Consider the following 21,587-nt stretch of genomic DNA (forward strand, 5'->3'; position numbering starts at 1 on the left):
CCATTTATCAACTATTTACCAAGCATGCTAACTATTGCGTTGACATTCGCTGCCTAGGCAGTAACATCTCGACATACATTCACTGCCTAGGCAGCTAATTGGTGGTCAGATGAAACATTTCTCTCCAGACGATTTCCACAATTGCCATCTTGGCCTGCTGCTCGGACGTGCCGCGCTGCTCAAGGACCGGATCATCGACACCCACATGGAACCCCACGGCATCACCGCCGCGCAGTTCAAGGTGTTGATCATCATTGCCCAGTTCGGCATCGATTCGCCGGGCGAGTTGTGCCGCCACCTGTCCCTGGACAGCGGCTCGATGACGCGCATGCTCGATCGTCTGGAACAGAAAGGTTTCCTCGCTCGCCAACGCTCCGAGGCGGATCGCCGTCAGGTGCAGCTTGTGCTTACGGAAGAAGGGCAGAAGCTCGCCGACCGCCTGCCGCACATCGGCGCCGAAGCCATGAATGAACTGGCCGGTGCCATCACTGCGGAGGAGCTGAAAACCCTGGAGTTGATCCTGAAGAAAATTTTGGTGGCAGCCGGTGACGCGATCACCCTGCTGCGGGTAGGTGACAAATGAGCAGTAACCCCTTGCGTACCGGCCTGAGCCTGGTGCTGTTGGCCATGAGCGTCGCCGGTTGCGCCAGTTACAGCGGCCTGAAAACCGAAGGCGTCAACCTCGACGCCAAGACCCTCAAGGCCGGGCAATCCCTCGGCGGCGTGACCTTGTCGCCCGCCGCCTGGCCGAAAAGCGACTGGTGGAAAAGCCTCGGCGACCCGCAACTCGACGGCCTGATCCGCGAGGCCCTGCGCGACAGCCCGGACATGCAGATCGCCGACGCCCGTGCCCATCAGGCCAGCGCTGCCGCTTCCGCAGCCGACGCCGAGCGGATGCCGACCCTGGATGCCAGCGCCGGTGTCAGCCGCTCGCGCCTGGCCCGGGACCAGGACCCGCGCGGGCAGGGCGACACGTATGCCACCGTGCGTAACATCAGCACCGGTTTCAATTACAACTTCGACCTGTGGGGCGGTCAGCGCGATGCCTGGGAAGCGGCCCTCGGCCAGGCCCGCGCCGCCGAAGTCGACCAGCAGGCCGCGCAACTGACCCTGGCCGCCGATGTCGCCCGGGCCTATAGCGACCTTGGCCAGGCACACATCGTCTACGACCTGTCCAACGAAGACCTCAAGCGCACCCGGCAAATGCTCGACCTGAGCCAGCGGCGCCTGACGGCCGGGATCGACAGTCAGTACCAGTTCCAGCAGACCGAAAGCCTGGAAGCCACTTCCCAGGCCAACCTGATCGACGCCGAAAAACGCTTGAACAGCGCGAAAATCGCTCTCGCGGTGCTGCTCGGCAAAGGCCCGGACCGGGGCAATGAAATTGCCCGCCCCAACATTCTTCAACCAAGTGCGGTAGCGCTACCTTCGGTGCTGCCGGCCGAGTTGCTCGGGCGTCGCCCGGACCTGGTGGCCGCGCGCTGGCGGGTCGAGGCGGCGAGCAAAAGCATCGATGCCGGCAAGACCCGGTTCTATCCCAACCTGAACCTCAGCGCCGCTGCCGGTGCCGAATCCTTGTTGGGCGATGCGATGTTTGGATCGGCCAGCCGCTTCTTCAACATTGCACCGACGATTTCTGTGCCGATTTTCGACGGTGGCCGCTTGCGCGCCGACCTCGATTCCCGCGACGCCGATTACGACCTCGCCGTGGCGCAATACAACAAAAGCCTGGTGAAGGCGCTGGGGGATGTCAGTGACAGCATTAACCAGCTGCGCGATATCGGCCGGCAGATCGCTGCCCAGCAGCATGCCACCGACATCGCCCAGGATTCCTACAACACCGTGGTCCAGCGTTACGGTTCCGGCATCGGCAACTACCTGGACGTGCTCAGCATCGAGCAGCAATTGCTCCAGGCCCAGCGTCAGCTGGCCAACCTGAATGCCGAGCAGATCGACCTGTCGATCCAGCTGATGCAGGCGCTGGGCGGCGGTTTCCAGCCTGAGGCCATCGCCTCGGCCAACGCCACGCCAGCCACGCTGACCCACTAATTCAAGGTACTTGTCATGGCCACTGCCGATACAACCCAACCTCCTGAAAACACACAGGGCAACCCCAATTCGGGCAAGCGCAAGTTCATGTTGCTGGTCCTGGCCGCCGTCGTCGTGCTGAGCGGCGCGGGCGTCTGGGCCTACCACGAGTTCTACGGGCGCTGGAGCGAAAGCACCGACGACGCCTATGTGAACGGCAACGTGGTGGAAATCACCCCGCTGGTCACGGGAACCGTGGTCAGCATCGGCGCCGACGATGGCGATCTGGTGCATGAAGGCCAGGTGCTGGTGAACTTTGATCCGAACGACGCCGAAATCGGTCTGCAAAATGCCCAGGCCAATCTGGCCCGTACCGTGCGTCAGGTGCGCGGCCTGTACAGCGATGTGGATGGCATGAAGGCCCAGGTCAATGCGCAGAAAGCCGAAGTGCAAAAGGCCCAGGACAACTTCAGCCGGCGCAAGAACCTCGCCGCCGGCGGGGCGATTTCCCAGGAAGAGCTGTCCCACGCCCGCGACGACCTGACCTCGGCGCAAAACGCCCTGGCCAATGCCGAACAAAAGCTCAAGACCACCAGCGCGCTGGTGGATGACACCGTGGTTTCTTCGCACCCGGACGTGATGGCCGCCGCCGCGCAACTGCGTCAGGCCTACCTGAACAACTCACGCAGCGTCCTGATTGCACCGGTCACCGGTTACGTGGCCAAGCGTTCGGTGCAACTGGGCCAACGGGTACAACCGGGTACCGCGCTGATGGCGGTAATTCCGTTGGATCAGCTGTGGATCGACGCCAACTTCAAGGAAACCCAGCTGCGTGACATGCGCATTGGCCAACCGGTGGAGATCGAAACCGACCTGTACGGCAGCAGCGTCAAATACAGCGGCACCATCGACAGCCTCGGCGCCGGCACCGGCAGCGCCTTTGCCCTGCTGCCGGCGCAGAACGCCACCGGCAACTGGATCAAGATCGTGCAGCGCGTGCCGGTGCGAGTTCACGTCAACGCCCAGGAACTGGCCAAACATCCGCTGCGGGTCGGCCTGTCGACCATGGTCGATGTGGACCTGCACGACCAGAGCGGGCCGGTGCTGGCGCAACAGCCGCCGCAGAAGGCTTCGTTCAGCACCAACGTCTACGACCGTCAGTTGGCCGAGGCCGACGCGATGATCACCCAGTTGATCCACGACAACAGCGCCGCGATCAGCAAAACCGCGCAACGCTGAAAGGCCATTACATCGACCCTGTGGGAGCGGGCTTGCTCGCGAAGGCGGAGCGTCAGGCGACATCCATGTTGAATGTGCCGACCTCTTCGCGGGCAAGCCCGTTCCCACAGGGATAGCTGCGTCTGTAACCGGCGCAGCGCCAGACCTGTTTCAAAGGATTCGCGATGAGCAATAACGCGTCTTTCACACCGCCCAGCCTGCTGCTCAGCACCATCGGCCTGTCGCTGGCGACCTTCATGCAAGTGCTCGACACCACCATCGCCAACGTGGCGCTGCCGACGATCTCCGGCAACCTGGGCGTGAGCTCGGAGCAGGGCACCTGGGTCATTACCTCGTTTGCCGTGAGCAACGCCATCGCCTTGCCCCTGACCGGTTGGCTCAGTCGGCGTTTTGGCGAGGTGAAGCTGTTTGTCTGGGCGACGCTGCTGTTCGTGCTGGCTTCGTTCTTGTGCGGGATTTCCACCTCGATGCCCGAGCTGGTGGGCTTCAGGGTGCTGCAAGGGGTAGTGGCCGGGCCGCTGTATCCGATGACCCAGACCCTGCTGATTGCGGTTTACCCCCCGGCGAAACGGGGGCTGGCGCTGGCACTGTTGGCGATGGTCACGGTGGTCGCGCCGATTGCCGGGCCGATCCTCGGCGGCTGGATCACCGACAGCTACAGCTGGCCGTGGATTTTCTTCATCAACGTGCCGATCGGCCTGTTCGCGGCCTGGGTGGTGACCCAACAGATGAAAAAGCGCCCGGTGGTCACCAGCCGCCAACCGATGGATTACGTCGGCTTGATCGCGCTGATCATCGGCGTCGGGGCATTGCAGATCGTGCTCGACAAGGGCAACGATGCCGACTGGTTCGAATCCGGCTTCATCGTGATCGGCTCGGTGATTTCGGTGGTGGCCCTGGCGTTCTTCGTGATCTGGGAAATGACCGACGAACACCCGGTGGTCAACCTGCGGCTGTTTGCCCATCGCAACTTCCGCTACGGCACCATCGTGCTGATCCTGGGTTATGCCGGGTTCTTCGGGATCAATCTGATCCTGCCGCAGTGGCTGCAAACGCGGCTGGGCTACACCGCGACCTGGGCCGGTTTTGCCGTGGCCCCGCTGGGGATCCTGCCGGTGCTGCTGGCGCCGTTTGTCGGCAAATACGCACCGAAATTCGACATGCGCCTGCTGGCGGGCGGGGCGTTCCTGGCCATCGGCCTGAGCTGTTTCATGCGCGCAGGCTTCACCAATGAGGTGGACTTCCAGCACATCGCCATGGTGCAGCTGTTCATGGGGATCGGCGTGGCGCTGTTCTTCATGCCGACCCTGACCATCCTGCTCTCGGACCTGCCGCCGAGCCAGATTGCCGACGGTTCGGGGCTGGCGACATTCTTGCGGACCCTGGGCGGCAGTTTTGCGGCGTCGTTGACCACCTGGATCTGGATTCGCCGGGCGGATCAGCATCACGCGTACCTGACTGAAAGCATTACGCCGTTCGATCCGGCGACTCGCGAGGCGATTACCCATCTGGGCGGGGCAGGGGCTCAGGCTTACACGCAACTGGATCAGATGGTGATCAGCCAGGCGTACATCATGTCCACGGTGGATTACTTCACCTTGCTGGGCTGGATGTTCATGGGGCTGATCCTGATTGTGTGGCTGGCCAGGCCGCCGTTTACCGCCAAGGCGGGGCCTGCGGCGTCTGCAAGCCACTAAGCACCGCAGCACCAATGTGGGAGCGGGCTTGCTCGCGAAAGCGGTGGATCAGTCAATACAGATGTCGACTGACACACCGTCTTCGCGAGCAAGCCCGCTCCCACAGGGATCTCCTACAGCCTTCAGTTGGCGGGGGCTGCCAGTTGCGGTGGCGGAGTGAAATCAAAGGGCGCCAGCGCAAACCCCTGCTCATCCACCTGCAACGCCCAGCCTTGACGATCCCAATCCCCCAGCACAATGCGCCTGGCCGCTTGCTCGCCAAGCTGCAACTTGTGAATCGCGGGACGGTGGGTATGCCCGTGGATCAAGGTCTTCACGCCGTATTCCTGCATGATCCGCGGAATTTCTTCGGGCGTGACATCGACGATGTCGTTGGCCTTCATCCGCGTTTGCGCGCGGCTTTCACTGCGCAGCTTGCGCGCCAGCTTGTGCCGGGTGCGCAGGGGCAGGTGCCGCAGGATGAACAGGGTGATCGGGTTGCGCAGGTAGCGACGCAGCTTCATATAGGCTTCGTCGCGGGTGCAGAGGCTGTCGCCGTGCATCAGCAGCACCGGCTCGCCGTTGAACTGCACGACGCTCGGATCCTTCAACAAGGTGCAGCCGGCTGCTTTGCAGAAGGCCTTGCCGAGCAGGAAGTCGCGATTGCCGTGCATCAGGAAAATGGCCGTGCCGCTGTCGCTGAGGTCGCGCAGGGCCTGGCAGATGGAGCGCTGGAAGGGGGTCATGGCGTCGTCGCCAATCCACACCTCGAAGAAGTCGCCCAGAATGTACAACGCACTCGCCGAGCGGGCGCGTCCGGCGAGCAAATCCAGAAACGCCCGGGTAATGTCCGGGCGCGCATCGATCAGATGTAAGTCTGAAATCAGCAATATCACTCAATGATCTCGGCTTTCTCGATGATCACGTCGTCTGCCGGTACGTCCTGGTGGCCGGACTTGGACGTGGTGGCCACGCCTTTGATCTTGTCGACAACGTCGGTGCCGGCGGTCACTTTACCGAATACCGCGTAGCCCCAGCCCTGAACGTTCTTGCCGCTGTGGTTCAGGAAGCTGTTGTCCGCCACGTTGATGAAGAACTGTGCGGAAGCCGAATGCGGCTCCATGGTGCGGGCCATGGCGACAGTGTACTTGTCGTTGGAAAGACCGTTGTCGGCTTCGTTCTGGATGCTTGGACGCTTGTCTTTCTTTTCTTTCATGCCTGGCTCGAAACCGCCGCCCTGGATCATGAAGTTACCGATGACACGGTGGAAAACGGTGTTTTCGTAGTGACCGGCTTTAACGTACTCGACGAAGTTGGCCACGGTGATCGGGGCTTTGTCGGCGTTCAGTTCGAGGACGATGTCGCCGAAGTTGGTAGTCAGTTTGACTTGGGTCATGATCGTTACTCATTGAAGGAATTCGTGGTGTTGGAACAGCATGTCCCGCCACCGGTTCAGCCTTTTTGGCCAAGGTGCGCAGTTTAGCGTGCCAGACGCGAATTTCGAGGCTGTTTTTTCATTTACGGCCCATTAAATGCGACGGTTTACAGAGTGCGCTCTGTCAGGTACTTGACGGCATCGGCTATGATAGCGCCTTTGTTTTGTCCGGCCTTCATTACGGCCACGCACTTGTACGTTCAAGGATCCTATGAGCAAGCCCACTGTCGACCCTACCTCGAATGCCAAGACCGGCCCTGCCGTGCCGGTCAACTTCCTGCGGCCGATCATCCAGGCAGACCTGGACTCGGGCAAGCACACGCAGATCGTCACCCGTTTCCCGCCTGAACCCAACGGCTACCTGCACATCGGCCACGCCAAGTCGATCTGCGTGAACTTCGGCCTGGCCCAGGAGTTCGGCGGCGTCACGCACCTGCGTTTCGACGACACCAACCCGGCCAAGGAAGACCAGGAATACATCGACGCGATCGAAAGCGACGTCAAATGGCTGGGCTTCGAGTGGTCCGGTGAAGTGCGCTACGCCTCGCAGTATTTCGACCAGTTGCATGACTGGGCGGTGGAGTTGATCAAATCCGGCAATGCCTACGTCGATGACCTGACCCCGGAGCAAGCCAGGGAATACCGTGGCAGCCTGACCGAGCCGGGCAAGAACAGCCCGTTCCGCGACCGTTCGGTTGAAGAAAACCTGGACCTGTTCGCCCGCATGAAGGCCGGCGAGTTCAAGGACGGCGCACGGGTGCTGCGGGCCAAGATTGACATGGCCTCGCCGAACATGAACCTGCGCGACCCGATCATGTATCGCATTCGCCATGCTCACCACCACCAGACCGGTGACAAGTGGTGCATCTACCCGAACTACGACTTCACCCACGGTCAGTCGGACGCCATCGAAGGCATCACCCATTCGATCTGCACCCTGGAGTTCGAAAGCCACCGTCCGCTGTACGAATGGTTCCTCGAGCACTTGTCGGTGCCGGCCACCCCGCGCCAGTACGAGTTCAGCCGCCTGAACCTGAACTACACCATCACCAGCAAGCGCAAGCTCAAGCAGCTTGTGGATGAAGGTCACGTCAACGGCTGGGACGACCCGCGCATGTCCACGCTGTCGGGTTTCCGCCGCCGTGGCTACACGCCAAAATCGATCCGCAACTTCTGCGAAATGATCGGCACCAACCGTTCCGACGGCGTGGTGGACTTCGGCATGCTCGAATTCAGCATCCGTGACGACCTCGACCACAGCGCCCCGCGCGCCATGTGCGTACTGCGTCCGCTGAAAGTCGTGATCACCAACTACCCGGAAGGCCAGGTCGAGAACCTCGAACTGCCGTGCCACCCGAAAGAAGACATGGGCGTGCGCGCACTGCCGTTCGCCCGGGAAATCTATATCGACCGTGAAGACTTCATGGAAGAGCCGCCGAAGGGCTACAAGCGCCTGGAGCCGGCCGGTGAAGTGCGCCTGCGTGGCAGCTACGTGATCCGTGCCGACGAAGCGATCAAGGACGCCGATGGCAACATCGTCGAACTGCGTTGCTCCTACGATCCGGACACCCTGGGCAAGAACCCTGAAGGCCGCAAGGTCAAAGGCGTGATCCACTGGGTGCCGGCCGCTGCCAGCGTCGAGTGCGAAGTGCGTCTGTACGATCGTCTGTTCCGTTCGGCCAACCCTGAGAAGGCCGAAGACAGCGCCAGTTTCCTGGACAACATCAACCCTGACTCGCTGCAAGTTCTCACTGGTTGTCGTGCCGAGCCTTCGCTGGGCAATGCACAGCCGGAAGACCGTTTCCAGTTCGAGCGCGAAGGTTACTTCGTCGCGGATATCAAGGACTCGAAACCGGGCGCTCCGGTGTTCAACCGTACCGTGACCTTGCGTGATTCGTGGGGCCAGTGATTCAAGGAACTTAAAGTGCTTACGATCTACAACACGCTCACCAAGAGCAAAGAAGTCTTCAAGCCGCTCGATGGCAACAATGTGCGCATGTACGTCTGCGGGATGACCGTGTACGACTACTGCCACATTGGCCACGGCCGCAGCATGGTCGCGTTCGACCTGGTGACCCGCTGGTTGCGTTTCAGCGGTTATAACCTGACGTATGTGCGCAACATCACCGATATTGAAGACAAGATCATCAATCGGGCCAAGGAGAACGGAGAGCCGTTCGACGTGTTGACCGAACGCATGATCACCGCGATGCACGAGGACGAGGCGCGCCTCAATATCCTCAAGCCGGACATGGAACCGCGGGCCACCGATCATATCGCTGGCATGCAGAGCATGATCCAGACCTTGATCGACAAGGGCTACGCCTACGCACCGGGCAATGGCGACGTGTACTACCGCGTCGCCAAATTCATGGGCTACGGCAAGCTGTCGCGCAAGAAGATCGAAGACCTGCGCATCGGCGCACGGATCGAAGTCGACGAGTCGAAACAGGACCCGCTGGACTTCGTGCTGTGGAAAGCCGCCAAGCCGGGCGAGCCGAGCTGGGAATCGCCATGGGGCGCCGGGCGTCCGGGCTGGCACATCGAGTGCTCGGTGATGTCGACCTGCTGCCTGGGCGAAACCTTCGACATTCATGGCGGCGGCAGCGACCTGGAGTTCCCGCACCATGAAAACGAAATCGCCCAGAGCGAAGCGGCCACCGGCAAGACCTACGCCAACGCGTGGATGCATTGCGGCATGATTCGCATCAATGGCGAGAAGATGTCCAAGTCCTTGAACAACTTCTTCACCATTCGCGACGTGCTCGACAAGTACCACCCGGAGGTCGTGCGTTACCTGCTGGTGTCGAGCCACTACCGCAGCGCCATCAACTACTCGGAAGACAACCTCAAGGACGCCAAGGGCGCCCTGGAGCGTTTCTACCACGCGTTGAAAGGCCTGCCGAATGTTGCACCTGCTGGCGGCGAAGCCTTCGTCGAGCGTTTCACCACGGTGATGAACGACGATTTCGGTACGCCGGAAGCCTGCGCGGTGCTGTTCGAGATGGTCCGCGAGATCAACCGTTTGCGTGAGAGCGATCTCAACGCTGCGGCCGGTCTGGCGGCGCGCCTCAAGGAACTGGCCAGCGTGCTGGGTGTGTTGCAGCTCGAAGCCGATGACTTCTTGCAGGCCGGCGCCGAAGGGCGTGTGGATGCTGCCGAAGTCGAGGCGTTGATCGCAGCGCGCCTGGCGGCACGTGCCGGCAAGGACTGGGCCGAATCCGACCGTATCCGCGACCAGCTCACGGCCATGGGCGTGGTGCTGGAAGACGGCAAGGGTGGCACGACCTGGCGTCTGGCTGACTGATTGCCTGATCTGCTGTAAAACAAAACCCGCCTTGTGCGGGTTTTTGTTTGATCAGGGTACGTTTGATTTTCGTAGCAGCTGCCGAAGGCTGCGTCCGGCTGCGCAGCAGTCGTAAATCCGGCTTGCACGATCTCTCTGAGGTACCGCGAACGCTGATTTTACGACTGCTGCGCAGCCGGACGCAGGCTACGCCAGCTGCTACAGATTGCGTTGTGGCTTAACTGATCGGCATTACGCCTTGTGCGGGTTTTTGTTTGATCAGGGTACGTTTGATTTTCGTAGCAGCTGCCGAAGGCTGCGTTCGAGGGCGCAGCCCTCGCCAATCGGACAACTTCGTTTAGTCTGATACACCGCATGAAAGATCTTGCGACCGCTGCGCGGCCGAACGCAGCCTTCGGCAGCTGCTACAGGGATGAAGTTAATCGCTCGGTTGACGCAACCGCTTGTACAGGGTATTGCGACTAACCCCCAACCGCCGGGCCAGATACGAAATATTCCCCCCGACTGCCTGCAACTGCCGGTTCAAGTCCTCGACATCATTGAGGTCAACGGCCAATGGTTCCGGCGTCTCCACCGGCTCCATCTCCAGATCGACAAAAAAATCATCCGGCAAATGCTCAGGTCGCACCGGCTGTTCCTCGGCCATGGCCAGGGCCACCTGAATCACGCTGCTGACCTGGCGCAGGTTGCCCGGCCACGGGTGGCGGCCGAATAACGCCATCACTTCCTGGCTTAAACCGGCCCATTGCGCCGGTTCGCGGTGCTGCTCCCACAGGCGTTTGAACAGTGCATCCTTATCGCTGCGTTCGCGCAGGGGCGGCAACTCCAGGGTCAGGCCGCCGATGCGGTAATACAGGTCTTCACGAAACCGCCCCAGTTGTACTTGTTCCCGTAGCGAGCGGTTGGTCGCTGAAATGATGCGCAGGTCAACAGGGAACAACTCGCTGCTGCCCACCGGCTGAACGCAACGTTCCTGCAGCACCCGCAGCAGGCGAGCCTGTGTTGGCAGTGGCATGTCGCCGATTTCATCGAGGAACAGCGTGCCTTTGTCAGCCTTGCGGATCAGCCCGATGCTGCCTTTCTGGTTGGCGCCAGTGAACGCGCCTTTCTCATAACCGAACAGTTCGGACTCCACCAGTTCGGCGGGAATCGCCGCACAGTTGACGGCGATGAGCGCTTGTTTGCTACGCGAGCTGGCCTGATGCAGGGCTTTGACGAACACTTCCTTGCCGACCCCGGTTTCCCCATGGATCAGCAATGGAATGTCTTTTTCCAGCAAGCGCTCGGCCTGACGCACGGCTTTTTCCACGCGACTGTCGCCGAAATGCAGGGTGTTGAGGCTGATGGCCGCGGGTGCGGCTACAACCGGCTCGGCGAATACTCGGGGTTGAATTGATGCCTGTTTCGGCCGCTTCAACAGGCACTGGAAGCGATTGCGTCCCGAGGTTTGCAAGGCGAAGGGCAGGCCTTCGGGCTGGTTCAGCAGCTCCAGCAGCGAGACCTTGAACAGGCTTTCGACACTGACCCGCGACAGGTTGATGCCCAGCAGATTGTCGGCCCGGCGATTGGCCGACAGCACCTGGCCGGTCTCGTCGAATATCAGCAAGCCGGCCCATTGGCTGTCCAGGTTGTTCAGCCCGGTATTGAACGTCAGCTGGAAATGCTGGCCATGGAACAGGTTGAGGATCAGCCGGTTTTCCACGGTCTGGCTCATCATCTTGACCATGCCCAGGGTGTGGGAGGGCGGCAGGTAGCTGTCACTGGAAACGTCCAGCACCGCGATCACCTTGCGTTCGGCATCGAAAATCGGCGCGGCGGAACCGGTCATGAAGCGGTTGGCCTTGAGGAAATGTTCGTCGTGCTCGATGTGCACCGCTTGTTCGCAGGCCAGGGCGGTGCCGATGGCGTTGGTGCCGGTGCAGCGTTCCATCCAGCTGGCGCCGGCGCTGAAACCCCGGGCCAGTTTAGGTTCGATAAAGCGCTGGGTGCCCCAGGACGTGAGCACCTGGCCGTGATGGTCGGCGAGCATGATCAGGCAATTGGAATTGCTCAGGATGTTCTCGTAGTAGGGCAGCACTTCCTGATGGGTGGTTTGCACCAGTGAATGCTGGCTCTCCAGCAGTTGCGCGATGCCCGCGGCCGGCAATTGGTCGAATGCCGGCGTGCTCTGATGACTGAGGCCGAACGCGCGGCAGCGGGACCAGGAGTCCTGGATGATGGCGTCGTGGGACAACGGCGATGCGGGTGCGGCCATGGCAGTCGATCTCTGAACAGGCTTTTATTGTTTTTGTTATGGGTACACACGATCCCTGTAGCAGCTGGCGCAGCCTGCGTTCGGCGGCGCAGCCGTCGTGAAATCAGGCAGCGCGGTGGTCAGGATGACCGCGAATACAGGTTCTACGACGGCTGCGCCGCCGAACGCAGGCTGCGCCAGCTGCTACAGGGACCATTAACTGTCCGTAGAGTGTTGTTCACTATTGTTCACTGTCAATGGGTGAACTGTTCAGTTGTTCATTTCCGGTTGTTCATTTGTGTTCAGCAACGAACGTGACTCCGTAGTCATTCTCAGGAATTTCAAACTGAATCAATCGTTTGCAATTTCTGGCACAAATGTCGCTTTACAGCTCCGGTCGCTTGATTCCAAAAATAAAAAAGGCCGAGCCATGTCATTAACCCTGGAGCACGTCAGCCGCACCGTCGAGGGCCAGACCTGGATCGACGATGCCAACCTGAGTTTTGAACCCGGTTCCTTCAACGTTTTGCTGGGGCGCACCTTGTCCGGCAAGACCAGCCTGATGCGCCTGATGGCCGGTCTGGACAAGCCCGACAGCGGCCGCATCCTGATGAATGGCGTCGACGTCACCCAACGCCCCGTGCGCTTGCGCAATGTGTCGATGGTCTATCAGCAGTTCATCAACTACCCGACCATGACGGTGTTCGACAACATCGCCTCGCCCCTGCGTCAGGCCGGTGTATCCAGCGAAGTTATCCAGAGCAAGGTGCTGGAAACCGCGAAAATGCTGCGCATCGAGAAGTTTCTCAAGCGCTATCCGCTGGAGCTTTCCGGCGGTCAGCAACAACGCACGGCCATGGCCCGGGCGCTGGTCAAGGATGCCGAACTGATCCTGTTCGACGAGCCCTTGGTGAACCTCGACTACAAGTTGCGCGAAGAACTGCGCCAGGAAATGCGCGAGCTGTTCAAGGCGCGCCACACCATCGCGATCTATGCCACCACCGAACCCAACGAGGCCCTGGCCCTGGGCGGCACCACCACCATTGTTCACGAAGGCCGGGTGATCCAGAGCGGCCAGTCCGCCTCGGTCTATCACCAGCCGCAGACGGTGCTGGCGGCGGAGCTGTTCTCCGAGCCGCCGATCAACCTGATGCCGGGGCGCATTGCCGGCAACGAAGTGAGTTTCGCCAACTTCGTGCATTTCCCGCTGAACGTCGATCTGCGCCCGGTGGGTGAGGGCGAGTTCCGTTTCGGCGTGCGACCCAGCCATATCTCGCTGGTGCCGAGCAACGACGATGACCTCGAGTTGGCGGTGACCGTCGAAGTCGCGGAAATCAGCGGCTCGGAAACCTTTCTTCACGTGCGCAACGAGCATTTCCTGCTGGTACTGCACTTGCCGGGTGTCCACGAATACGACGTCGATGCGCCGATCCGCATCTACATCCCGACCCATAAACTGTTTGTGTTCGATACGCAGGGGCGGCTGGTCCAGGCGCCGGGCCGGCGTGTCACGAGGGTTGCCTGATGGCCGAAATCCGTTTGCAGAACCTCGCCCACAGCTACACCAGGACCCCGGCCGGACCGGAGGACTATGCGATCCGCGAGATGGACCACATCTGGGAGCAGGGCGGCGCCTATGCCTTGCTCGGTCCATCGGGCTGCGGCAAATCAACCTTGCTCAACATCATCTCCGGGCTGCTCAGCCCGTCCCAGGGCCATGTGCTGTTCGACGGCAAAGCGGTCAACAACCTGACTCCCGAAAAACGCAACATCGCTCAGGTTTTCCAGTTCCCGGTGGTCTACGACACCATGACCGTGTTCGACAACCTGGCCTTCCCTCTGCGCAATCAGGGCATGGCCGAGGCGAAGGTCCATAGCAAGGTGCAGGAAATCGCCGAAGTCCTCGACCTGCAGAACCTGCTCGGCAAAAAGGCGCGCAACCTCACCGCCGACGAAAAACAGAAAGTCTCCATGGGCCGTGGGTTGGTGCGCGACGACGTGTCGGCGATCCTGTTCGACGAGCCGCTGACGGTGATCGACCCGCACCTGAAGTGGAAACTGCGGCGCAAGCTCAAGCAGATCCACGAGCAGTTCAACATCACCATGGTCTACGTCACCCACGATCAGTTGGAGGCCTCGACCTTCGCCGACAAGATTGCGGTGATGTACGGCGGGCAGATTGTGCAGTTCGGTACGCCAAGGGAATTGTTCGAGCGCCCGAGCCACACCTTTGTCGGCTACTTCATTGGCAGCCCCGGGATGAATCTGATCGAGGTACAGCCACAACCGGGCGGTGTCGGTTTCGCCTCGACCCACCTGCCGCTGTCGGAGGCCATGCAGCAACGTATTGCTGAATCGGAGTGGAAAACCCTGAAGGTCGGCATTCGTCCGGAGTTCGTCCATGTGTGGGACGAAGCCTTTGATGACGCGCAGCGGGCAAAGGTCGTACACGTCGAAGACCTGGGCACCTACAAGATCATGAGCCTCGACCTCGATGGCGTGCCCCTGAAAGTGCGTCTGGCCGAAGACAAACCGGTGCCGCAAGGCACGGCCTACATCAGTTTTCCGGCGCAGTGGCTGATGGTCTACGCCGATGAATTCCTGCTCGAAGCCAATGCCAACCAAGAGGTGCAGCCATGAACAAGGTGCAGAACAACAAGGCCTGGTGGCTGGTGCTTCCGGTGTTCCTGCTGGTGGCGTTCAGTGCGGTGATCCCGATGATGACTGTGGTCAACTATTCGGTGCAGGACATCTTCGACCAGTCCAGCCGTTACTTCGTCGGCGCCGACTGGTACAAACAGGTACTGCTCGACCCGCGCCTGCACGACTCGTTGCTGCGCCAGTTCATCTACTCGGCCTGCGTGCTGCTGATCGAAATCCCCCTGGGGATTGCGATTGCCCTGACCATGCCGACCAAGGGGCGCTGGTCGTCAGTGGTGCTGATCATCCTGGCGATTCCGTTGCTGATTCCCTGGAACGTGGTCGGCACCATCTGGCAGATCTTCGGCCGGGCCGACATCGGTCTGCTTGGGGCGAGCCTCAAGGCCATGGGCATCAGCTACAACTATGCGGCGAACACCATGGACGCCTGGGTCACCGTGCTGGTGATGGACGTCTGGCACTGGACCTCACTGGTGGCGCTGCTGTGCTTCTCCGGCCTGCGGGCGATTCCGGATGTGTATTACCAGGCGGCGCGGATCGACCGGGCCTCGGCCTGGGCGGTGTTCCGGCATATCCAGCTGCCCAAGCTCAAGAGCGTGCTGCTGATCGCCGTGATGCTGCGCTTCATGGACAGTTTCATGATCTACACCGAGCCCTTCGTGCTCACGGGTGGAGGTCCGGGTAACTCCACGACCTTCCTGAGCCAGACCCTGACGCAGATGGCGATCGGGCAGTTCGACCTGGGGCCGGCTGCCGCATTCTCGCTGGTGTACTTCCTGATCATCCTGTTGGTGTCCTGGCTGTTCTACACCGCCATGACTCACTCCGACGCCAACCGCTGAGGCCATCATGAGCAAGAGAAAGCTGATTCCGTTGCTGATCTACATCCTGTTCCTGCTGGTGCCGATCTATTGGCTGTTGAACATGTCCTTCAAGAGCAACAGCGAAATCCTCGGTGGACTGACGCTTTTCCCACAGGACTTCACGCTGGCGAACTACAAGGTGATCTTCACCGATCCGAGCTGGTACACCGGCTACATCAACTCGGCTTACTACGTGAGCCTGAACACGATCATTTCCCTGACCGTGGCCTTGCCGGCGGCCTATGCGTTCTCGCGCTACCGCTTCCTGGGCGACAAGCACCTGTTCTTCTGGCTGCTGACCAACCGCATGGCGCCCCCGGCGGTGTTCCTGTTGCCGTTCTTCCAGCTGTATTCCTCGATCGGCTTGTTCGACACCCATATAGCCGTGGCCCTGGCCCATTGCCTGTTCAACGTGCCGCTGGCGGTGTGGATTCTCGAAGGTTTCATGTCCGGCGTGCCCAAGGAAATCGACGAAACCGCCTACATCGATGGCTACAGCTTTCCCAAGTTTTTCGTGAAGATTTTCATCCCGCTGATCGGCTCCGGCATCGGCGTGACGGCGTTCTTCTGCTTCATGTTTTCCTGGGTCGAACTGCTGCTGGCGCGAACCCTCACCTCGGTCAACGCCAAGCCGATAGCAGCGGTGATGACCCGCACCGTCTCGGCGTCCGGCATTGACTGGGGAGTGTTGGCGGCGGCGGGGGTGTTGACCATCCTGCCGGGCATGCTGGTGATCTGGTTTGTTCGCAACCACGTGGCCAAGGGCTTTGCCCTGGGCCGGGTATGAGGAACTGATGATGGAATGGATGAGCTGGACCGTCCCCACGGCGGCATTTTTTGGTGTTATCGGCTTGATCCTGGTGGGCATGACCACCTGGGAGTTGCGTTCGCCGAGCGTGCTTCGGCGAGGTTTTCTACCGATTGCCACCACCCGTGGCGATCGGTTGTTCATCGGTCTTCTCGGCAGCGCCTACCTGCATTTGCTGGTAATCGGCGTCACCGACTGGAGCATCTGGGTCGCCTTCGCGATGTCCCTGGTGTGGCTGTTGGCTGTGATGCGTTGGGGCTAGTCGAATCGCTCGGCAATGTTGCTCCGAAACTTAAACAGGAGGTCTCTATGTTCGACAAAAACAATAAGCTGCGACATAGCATTTCATTGGCAGCCATGCTGGCACTCAGCGGTTTGAGCGCGTCTGCGTGGGCCGATGCCTATGAAGACGCCGCGAAGAAATGGATCGGCAGTGAATTCAAGCCATCCACACTCACGGCCGATCAACAACTCGAAGAGCTGAAGTGGTTCATCAAGGCGGCGGAGCCGTTTCGCGGGATGAGCATCAAAGTGGTGTCGGAAACCATCGCCACCCACGAGTATGAGTCCAAGGTACTGGCCAAGGCCTTCACCGAGATCACCGGGATCAAGCTGACCCACGACCTGCTGCAGGAAGGCGACGTGGTGGAAAAGCTGCAGACCCAAATGCAGTCGGACAAGAACATCTATGACGGCTGGGTCAATGACTCGGACCTGATCGGTACGCACTTTCGCTACGGCAAGACCGAATCGATCACCGACCTGATGGCCAACGAGGGCAAGAACTTCACCTCGCCGACCCTCGACATCAAGGACTTCATCGGCATCTCCTTCACCACCGCGCCGGACGGCAAGATCTATCAATTGCCTGACCAGCAGTTCGCCAACCTGTACTGGTTCCGCGCCGACTGGTTCGAACGTGCGGACCTGAAAGCAAAATTCAAGGAAAAGTACGGTTACGAGTTGGGCGTACCGGTGAACTGGTCGGCCTATGAAGATATCGCCAGATTCTTCAGCGAAGACGTCAAGGAAATCGACGGCAAGCGCGTTTACGGGCACATGGACTACGGCAAGAAAGACCCGTCCCTGGGTTGGCGTTTCACCGATGCCTGGTTCTCCATGGCCGGCGCTGGCGATAAAGGCATACCCAATGGCTTGCCGGTGGACGAGTGGGGGATCCGCGTCGAGGATTGTCATCCGGTCGGCTCCAGCGTGACTCGCGGTGGCGACACCAACGGCCCGGCAGCCGTGTATGCAACCACCAAGTACGTTGACTGGATGAAAAAGTACGCGCCACCTGAAGCGGCGGGCATGACTTTCTCCGAATCAGGTCCCGTGCCATCCCAGGGCAACATTGCCCAGCAGATCTTCTGGTACACCGCGTTCACCGCCGACATGACCAAACCGGGCCTGCCGGTGATGAATGCCGACGGCACGCCGAAATGGCGCATGGCGCCTTCGCCGAAAGGTCCGTATTGGGAGGAGGGCATGAAACTCGGTTATCAGGACGCCGGTTCCTGGACCTTCATGAAATCCACGCCAGAGAAACAGAAACTCGCGGCCTGGCTCTACGCGCAGTTCGTGACCTCGAAAACCGTGTCGCTGAAGAAAACCATCGTTGGCCTGACACCGATCCGCGAATCGGATATCAACTCGCAAGCCATGACCGACCTGGCGCCAAAGCTCGGTGGCCTGGTGGAGTTCTATCGCAGCCCGGCCCGAGTGCAATGGACCCCGACCGGAACCAACGTGCCGGACTATCCGCGTCTGGCGCAACTGTGGTGGAGCCACATCGCCGAAGCCGCCAGCGGCGAGAAGACCCCGCAACAGGCACTCGACGGCCTGGCCAAGGATCAGGACGCAATCATGACCCGTCTGGAACGCTCCAAGGCACAAGCCACCTGCGCCCCGAAAATGAACCCCGAGCGCGACGCGCAATACTGGTTCGACCAGCCGGGCGCACCGAAACCGAAACTGGAAAACGAGAAGCCTAAAGGCGAGACCGTGAGCTACAGCGAGCTGCTGAAATCCTGGGAGGCGGCGCGTAAGTAACGTGGCGGGAGTGTGAAAGGCGAACGGCACCGGAAGGTGCCGTTTTTGTTGGAGTCTGTCCCGACGCCTTCGCGGGCAAGCCCGCTCCCACAGTAACCGAGTGTGGCCACAAATTTTGTGCACGATGCATAACCTGTGGGAGCGGGCTTGCCCGCGAAGAGGCCATTCCTGACAGCCGATGACTTGTGGCAGCACACAAATGCCCAAACGCAAAAACGGCACCCGAAGGTGCCGTTTCCGTTTACTGCCGAGTGTCGCTCAAGCGATCAACCCGCCAGACCCGACTGCTGAACCAGGTTCAGCAGCGGTTGTGGGTACAGGCCGAGGAAGAAAGCCAGTACCGCGATGGCCAGCAGCATCACGCCGCCTGCACGTTGTTCCCAGTGCAGCTGGGCGTCGACGCGGCGCAGGTTCGGTTCGATCAGGTACAGGGTGACCATGACGCGCAGGTAGTAGAACACGCCGATGGCGCTGCCCAGAACCAGTGAGCCGACCAGCCACCACTGATGGGACTCGACACCGGTGGCGATGATGTAGAACTTGCCGATGAAGCCTGCGGTCAGCGGGATACCGGCCAGGGACAGCATCATCACGGTCAGCACGGCGGTGAGGTACGGACGGCGCCAGAACAGGCCGCGGTATTCGTACAGGGCGTCTGCGTCACGGCCTTTGTACGGCGAGGACATCAGGGTGATCACGCCGAAGGCGCCGAGGCTGGTGATCACGTAGGTGACCAGGTACACGCCGATGGCTTCCACGGCCAGACCCTTGCTCGCCACCAGGGCGATCAGCAGGTAGCCGAAGTGGGCGATGGACGAGTAACCCAGCAGACGCTTGAGGTTGCTCTGGGTCAGTGCCAGCAGGTTACCGAACAGGATCGACGCGATGGCGATGATGGTCAGTACGTTGCTCAGCACGCCGCTGCTCGCCGCTGGCGAGATCTGGAACAGGCGCACCATCACCGCGAACACGGCAACCTTGGAAGCGGTAGCGAGGAACGCTGCCACCGGTGCCGGAGCACCTTCGTACACGTCTGGAGTCCAGAGGTGGAACGGTACCAGCGACAGTTTGAACGCCAGGCCGATCAGCATCATGCCCAGGCCCAGTTGCGCCAGCGAGCTTGGCAGGCCGGTGGCCGCCAGGGCCTGGCCGATGCCGTTGAAGCTCAGGGAACCGGCGTCAGCGTAGAGCAGGGCCATACCGAACAACAGGAACGCGGAACCGGCGGCCGACAGCACCATGTACTTGATGCCGGCTTCCAGCGAACGCTTGTTGAAGAAGGCGTAAGCCACCAGACCGTAGACCGGTACCGAGAGCAGTTCGAGACCGATGAACAACCCGGCCAGGTGCTGCGCGCTGACCAGCACCAGGCCACCGGCGGCGGCCATCAGGATCAGCAGGTACAGTTCTTCACGGTTGCCCGGGTAACCCGTGCCGCCATCGCCGAGGTAGGCGTGGGCGAGGGTGACACAAGCGAGGGTGGCGACCAGGATCAGCGCCATGTACAGGCAAGCGAAGCTATCGATTTGCAGCAGTGGGGTCACAGCCAATGGCGCGACCTTCAAGGCTGGCAGGATCGACAGCAAAGCCAGGTTCAGACCCGCCACCGACAGCAGGAAGGTCTGGGAGTGGTTGCGGCGCCAGGCGATCGCCAGCATCACCACGATGATCGTGGCGCTGGTGATCAACAACGGCGCAAGCGCGATAAAGTGTTGAGTCGTGAATTCCATAGCGCTCTTACCGGGCCGAAGCGAGTTGAGTGAAGGCGGTGCCGAGCCATTGCTGCACGCCATGCATCGTAGCGGCAGAGGTATCGAGGAACGGTTGCGGGTAGACGCCGATGTAAATCAGCAGCGCTGCCAGACCGACCACCATGATCATTTCGCGACCGTCCATGCCGTGCAGCACCGCGTCCGATTTCGACGGGCCGAAGAAGGCACGGTGGATCATGATCAGCGAGTAGACCGAACCGAACACCAGGCCGGACGTCGCGATGATGGTGACCCATGGGGCGACCGGGAAGGTGCCGATCAGGATCAGGAACTCACCGACGAAGTTACCGGTAGCCGGCAAGCCCAGGGACGCGGCTGCGAAGAACAGGCTGAGGGCCGGCAGGTAAGCGATCTTCGACCACAGGCCACCCATTTCACGCATGTCGCGGGTGTGGGTGCGCTCGTACAGCTGGCCACTCAGGATAAAGAGTGCCGCCGCCGACAGGCCGTGGGCCAGCATCTGCATTACCGCGCCCTGCAGCGCCAGTTGGCTGCCGGAGTAGATGCCGATCAGTACGAAGCCCATGTGGGAAACGGACGAGAAGGCAATCAGACGCTTGATGTCGGTTTGCGCGAACGCCAGGAACGCACCGTAGAAGATCCCGATCAGACCCAGGGCCATCGCAAACGGCGCGAACTCGGCCGAAGCGTTCGGAAACAGCGGCAGGGCGAAACGCAGCAGGCCGTAGGCCGCGGTTTTCAGCAAGATACCGGCGAGGTCGACGGAACCTGCTGTCGGTGCCTGGGCGTGAGCGTCAGGCAACCAGGAGTGGAACGGCACGACCGGCAGCTTGACCGCGAAGGCGATGAAGAAGCCGAGCATCAGGATGTACTCGGTGGTCGTCGACATCTTGGTCTTCAACAGGTCGGCGTAGTTGAAGGTAATCACGCCGGTGTCGTTGAAGTTGACCAGTACCAGACCCAGGATCGCCACCAGCATGATCAGGCCGGAAGCCTGAGTGAAGATGAAGAACTTGGTCGCCGCGTAGATCCGGGTTTTCTTGCCGTCCGAAGAACTGTGACCCCAGAGCGCGATGAGGAAGTACATCGGCACCAGCATCATTTCCCAGAAGAAGAAGAACATGAACAGGTCGAGGGCGAGGAACACGCCGACGACACCGCCCAGGATCCACATCAGGTTCAGGTGGAAGAAACCGACATGACGCTGGATCTCTTTCCACGAGCAGAGTACCGAGAGCACACCCAGCAAGCCGGTCAGCAGGATCATCAACAGCGACAGGCCGTCGAGGGCCAGGTGCACATTGATGCCGAAGCGCTGGATCCAGACGTGCTTGAACTCAAGCGCCCAGGTTGGATCGGCGCCAGGCTTTGGTGCAAATGAATAGTCACCGTTGGCCCACAGCCAGAGGCCGAGGGAGAGCAGCAGGGACATGGTGATCAGCGCAATCCAGCGGGGGAGGGTGGCGCCGAAGCGCTCACCCATCCAGCACAGCAGGCCGCCGATGAAGGGGATCAGGATTAGCCAAGGCAGAATCATGACGGGCTCAATTCC

The 21,587-nt window shown here is 60.7% G+C and carries 17 protein-coding genes; 12 read left to right on the plus strand and 5 right to left on the minus strand.

Features of this window, described 5'->3' with window-relative positions:
- The first annotated feature begins 109 nt into the window (after positions 1-109).
- The 4 genes from AC07W4_RS13695 to AC07W4_RS13710 all read left to right on the plus strand — a co-directional run bounded on the left by AC07W4_RS13695 (position 110) and on the right by AC07W4_RS13710 (position 4,964).
- On the plus strand, positions 110-583 hold the full coding sequence (locus tag AC07W4_RS13695) for a MarR family winged helix-turn-helix transcriptional regulator (RefSeq protein ID WP_495032798.1): 474 nt from the start codon (positions 110-112) through the stop codon (positions 581-583).
- Positions 580-2,049: an efflux transporter outer membrane subunit gene (locus AC07W4_RS13700; protein WP_495032799.1), complete on the plus strand. Its 1,470-nt coding sequence runs from the start codon at positions 580-582 to the stop codon at positions 2,047-2,049. The genes AC07W4_RS13695 and AC07W4_RS13700 overlap by 4 nt, the downstream gene beginning before the upstream one ends.
- Positions 2,050-2,064: 15 nt before the next feature.
- Complete coding sequence (locus AC07W4_RS13705) at positions 2,065-3,267, plus strand: HlyD family secretion protein (protein WP_495032800.1); 1,203 nt, start codon at positions 2,065-2,067, stop codon at positions 3,265-3,267.
- A gap of 164 nt (positions 3,268-3,431) precedes the next feature.
- On the plus strand, positions 3,432-4,964 hold the full coding sequence (locus AC07W4_RS13710) for a DHA2 family efflux MFS transporter permease subunit (RefSeq protein ID WP_495032801.1): 1,533 nt from the start codon (positions 3,432-3,434) through the stop codon (positions 4,962-4,964).
- 122 nt (positions 4,965-5,086) lie between these two features.
- Here the strand turns inward: AC07W4_RS13710 and lpxH are convergent, their stop codons facing one another.
- The gene (gene lpxH / locus AC07W4_RS13715; protein WP_495032802.1) at positions 5,087-5,839 is read right to left on the minus strand and encodes a UDP-2,3-diacylglucosamine diphosphatase; all 753 of its coding nucleotides are present in this window, start codon (positions 5,837-5,839) and stop codon (positions 5,087-5,089) included.
- Positions 5,836-6,339 carry a peptidylprolyl isomerase gene (locus AC07W4_RS13720; protein ID WP_008053603.1) on the minus strand — a complete coding sequence of 168 codons (504 nt, stop codon included), beginning with the start codon at positions 6,337-6,339 and terminating at the stop codon, positions 5,836-5,838. Before AC07W4_RS13720 ends, lpxH begins: the two co-directional genes overlap by 4 nt.
- Before the next feature lie 250 nt (positions 6,340-6,589).
- Here AC07W4_RS13720 and AC07W4_RS13725 point away from each other — a divergent pair, with 250 nt between their 5' ends.
- Positions 6,590-8,287, plus strand: coding sequence for a glutamine--tRNA ligase/YqeY domain fusion protein (locus AC07W4_RS13725; RefSeq protein WP_495032803.1), 1,698 nt, complete (start codon positions 6,590-6,592; stop codon positions 8,285-8,287).
- A 15-nt stretch (positions 8,288-8,302) separates the two neighbouring features.
- Complete coding sequence (gene cysS / locus AC07W4_RS13730) at positions 8,303-9,685, plus strand: cysteine--tRNA ligase (protein ID WP_495032804.1); 1,383 nt, start codon at positions 8,303-8,305, stop codon at positions 9,683-9,685.
- Positions 9,686-10,103: 418 nt separating this feature from the next.
- Here cysS and AC07W4_RS13735 read toward each other — a convergent pair whose 3' ends face one another.
- Positions 10,104-11,939 carry a sigma-54-dependent Fis family transcriptional regulator gene (locus tag AC07W4_RS13735; RefSeq protein ID WP_495032805.1) on the minus strand — a complete coding sequence of 612 codons (1,836 nt, stop codon included), beginning with the start codon at positions 11,937-11,939 and terminating at the stop codon, positions 10,104-10,106.
- Positions 11,940-12,348: 409 nt separating this feature from the next.
- Between AC07W4_RS13735 and AC07W4_RS13740 the strand changes: the two genes are divergently transcribed.
- The 6 genes from AC07W4_RS13740 to AC07W4_RS13765 are packed head-to-tail and all read left to right on the plus strand — an operon-like array spanning position 12,349 to position 18,302.
- Entirely contained in the window at positions 12,349-13,443 is a 1,095-nt protein-coding gene (locus AC07W4_RS13740) for an ABC transporter ATP-binding protein (RefSeq protein ID WP_495032806.1), read from the plus strand.
- Positions 13,443-14,558, plus strand: a complete 1,116-nt coding sequence (locus AC07W4_RS13745; protein WP_495032807.1) for an ABC transporter ATP-binding protein — start codon at positions 13,443-13,445, stop codon at positions 14,556-14,558. The genes AC07W4_RS13740 and AC07W4_RS13745 overlap by 1 nt, the downstream gene beginning before the upstream one ends.
- Positions 14,555-15,421 (plus strand): carbohydrate ABC transporter permease, encoded by an 867-nt coding sequence (locus AC07W4_RS13750; protein ID WP_008046507.1) that lies wholly within the window; start codon positions 14,555-14,557, stop codon positions 15,419-15,421. Before AC07W4_RS13745 ends, AC07W4_RS13750 begins: the two co-directional genes overlap by 4 nt.
- 7 nt (positions 15,422-15,428) lie before the next feature.
- Positions 15,429-16,229, plus strand: coding sequence for a carbohydrate ABC transporter permease (locus tag AC07W4_RS13755; protein ID WP_008046506.1), 801 nt, complete (start codon positions 15,429-15,431; stop codon positions 16,227-16,229).
- A gap of 10 nt (positions 16,230-16,239) precedes the next feature.
- Positions 16,240-16,512 carry a DUF2160 domain-containing protein gene (locus AC07W4_RS13760; RefSeq protein ID WP_032829366.1) on the plus strand — a complete coding sequence of 91 codons (273 nt, stop codon included), beginning with the start codon at positions 16,240-16,242 and terminating at the stop codon, positions 16,510-16,512.
- Between the two features lie 47 nt (positions 16,513-16,559).
- Positions 16,560-18,302 carry an ABC transporter substrate-binding protein gene (locus AC07W4_RS13765; RefSeq protein ID WP_008046502.1) on the plus strand — a complete coding sequence of 581 codons (1,743 nt, stop codon included), beginning with the start codon at positions 16,560-16,562 and terminating at the stop codon, positions 18,300-18,302.
- A 266-nt stretch (positions 18,303-18,568) separates the two neighbouring features.
- Here AC07W4_RS13765 and nuoN read toward each other — a convergent pair whose 3' ends face one another.
- Complete coding sequence (gene nuoN / locus AC07W4_RS13770; RefSeq protein ID WP_008053440.1) at positions 18,569-20,032, minus strand: NADH-quinone oxidoreductase subunit NuoN; 1,464 nt, start codon at positions 20,030-20,032, stop codon at positions 18,569-18,571.
- A 7-nt stretch (positions 20,033-20,039) separates the two neighbouring features.
- On the minus strand, positions 20,040-21,572 hold the full coding sequence (gene nuoM / locus AC07W4_RS13775; protein WP_495032808.1) for an NADH-quinone oxidoreductase subunit M: 1,533 nt from the start codon (positions 21,570-21,572) through the stop codon (positions 20,040-20,042).
- Between the last annotated feature and the right edge of the window lie 15 nt (positions 21,573-21,587).

It is taken from the genome of Pseudomonas sp. GW821-FHT02A08, from assembly GCF_059422045.1.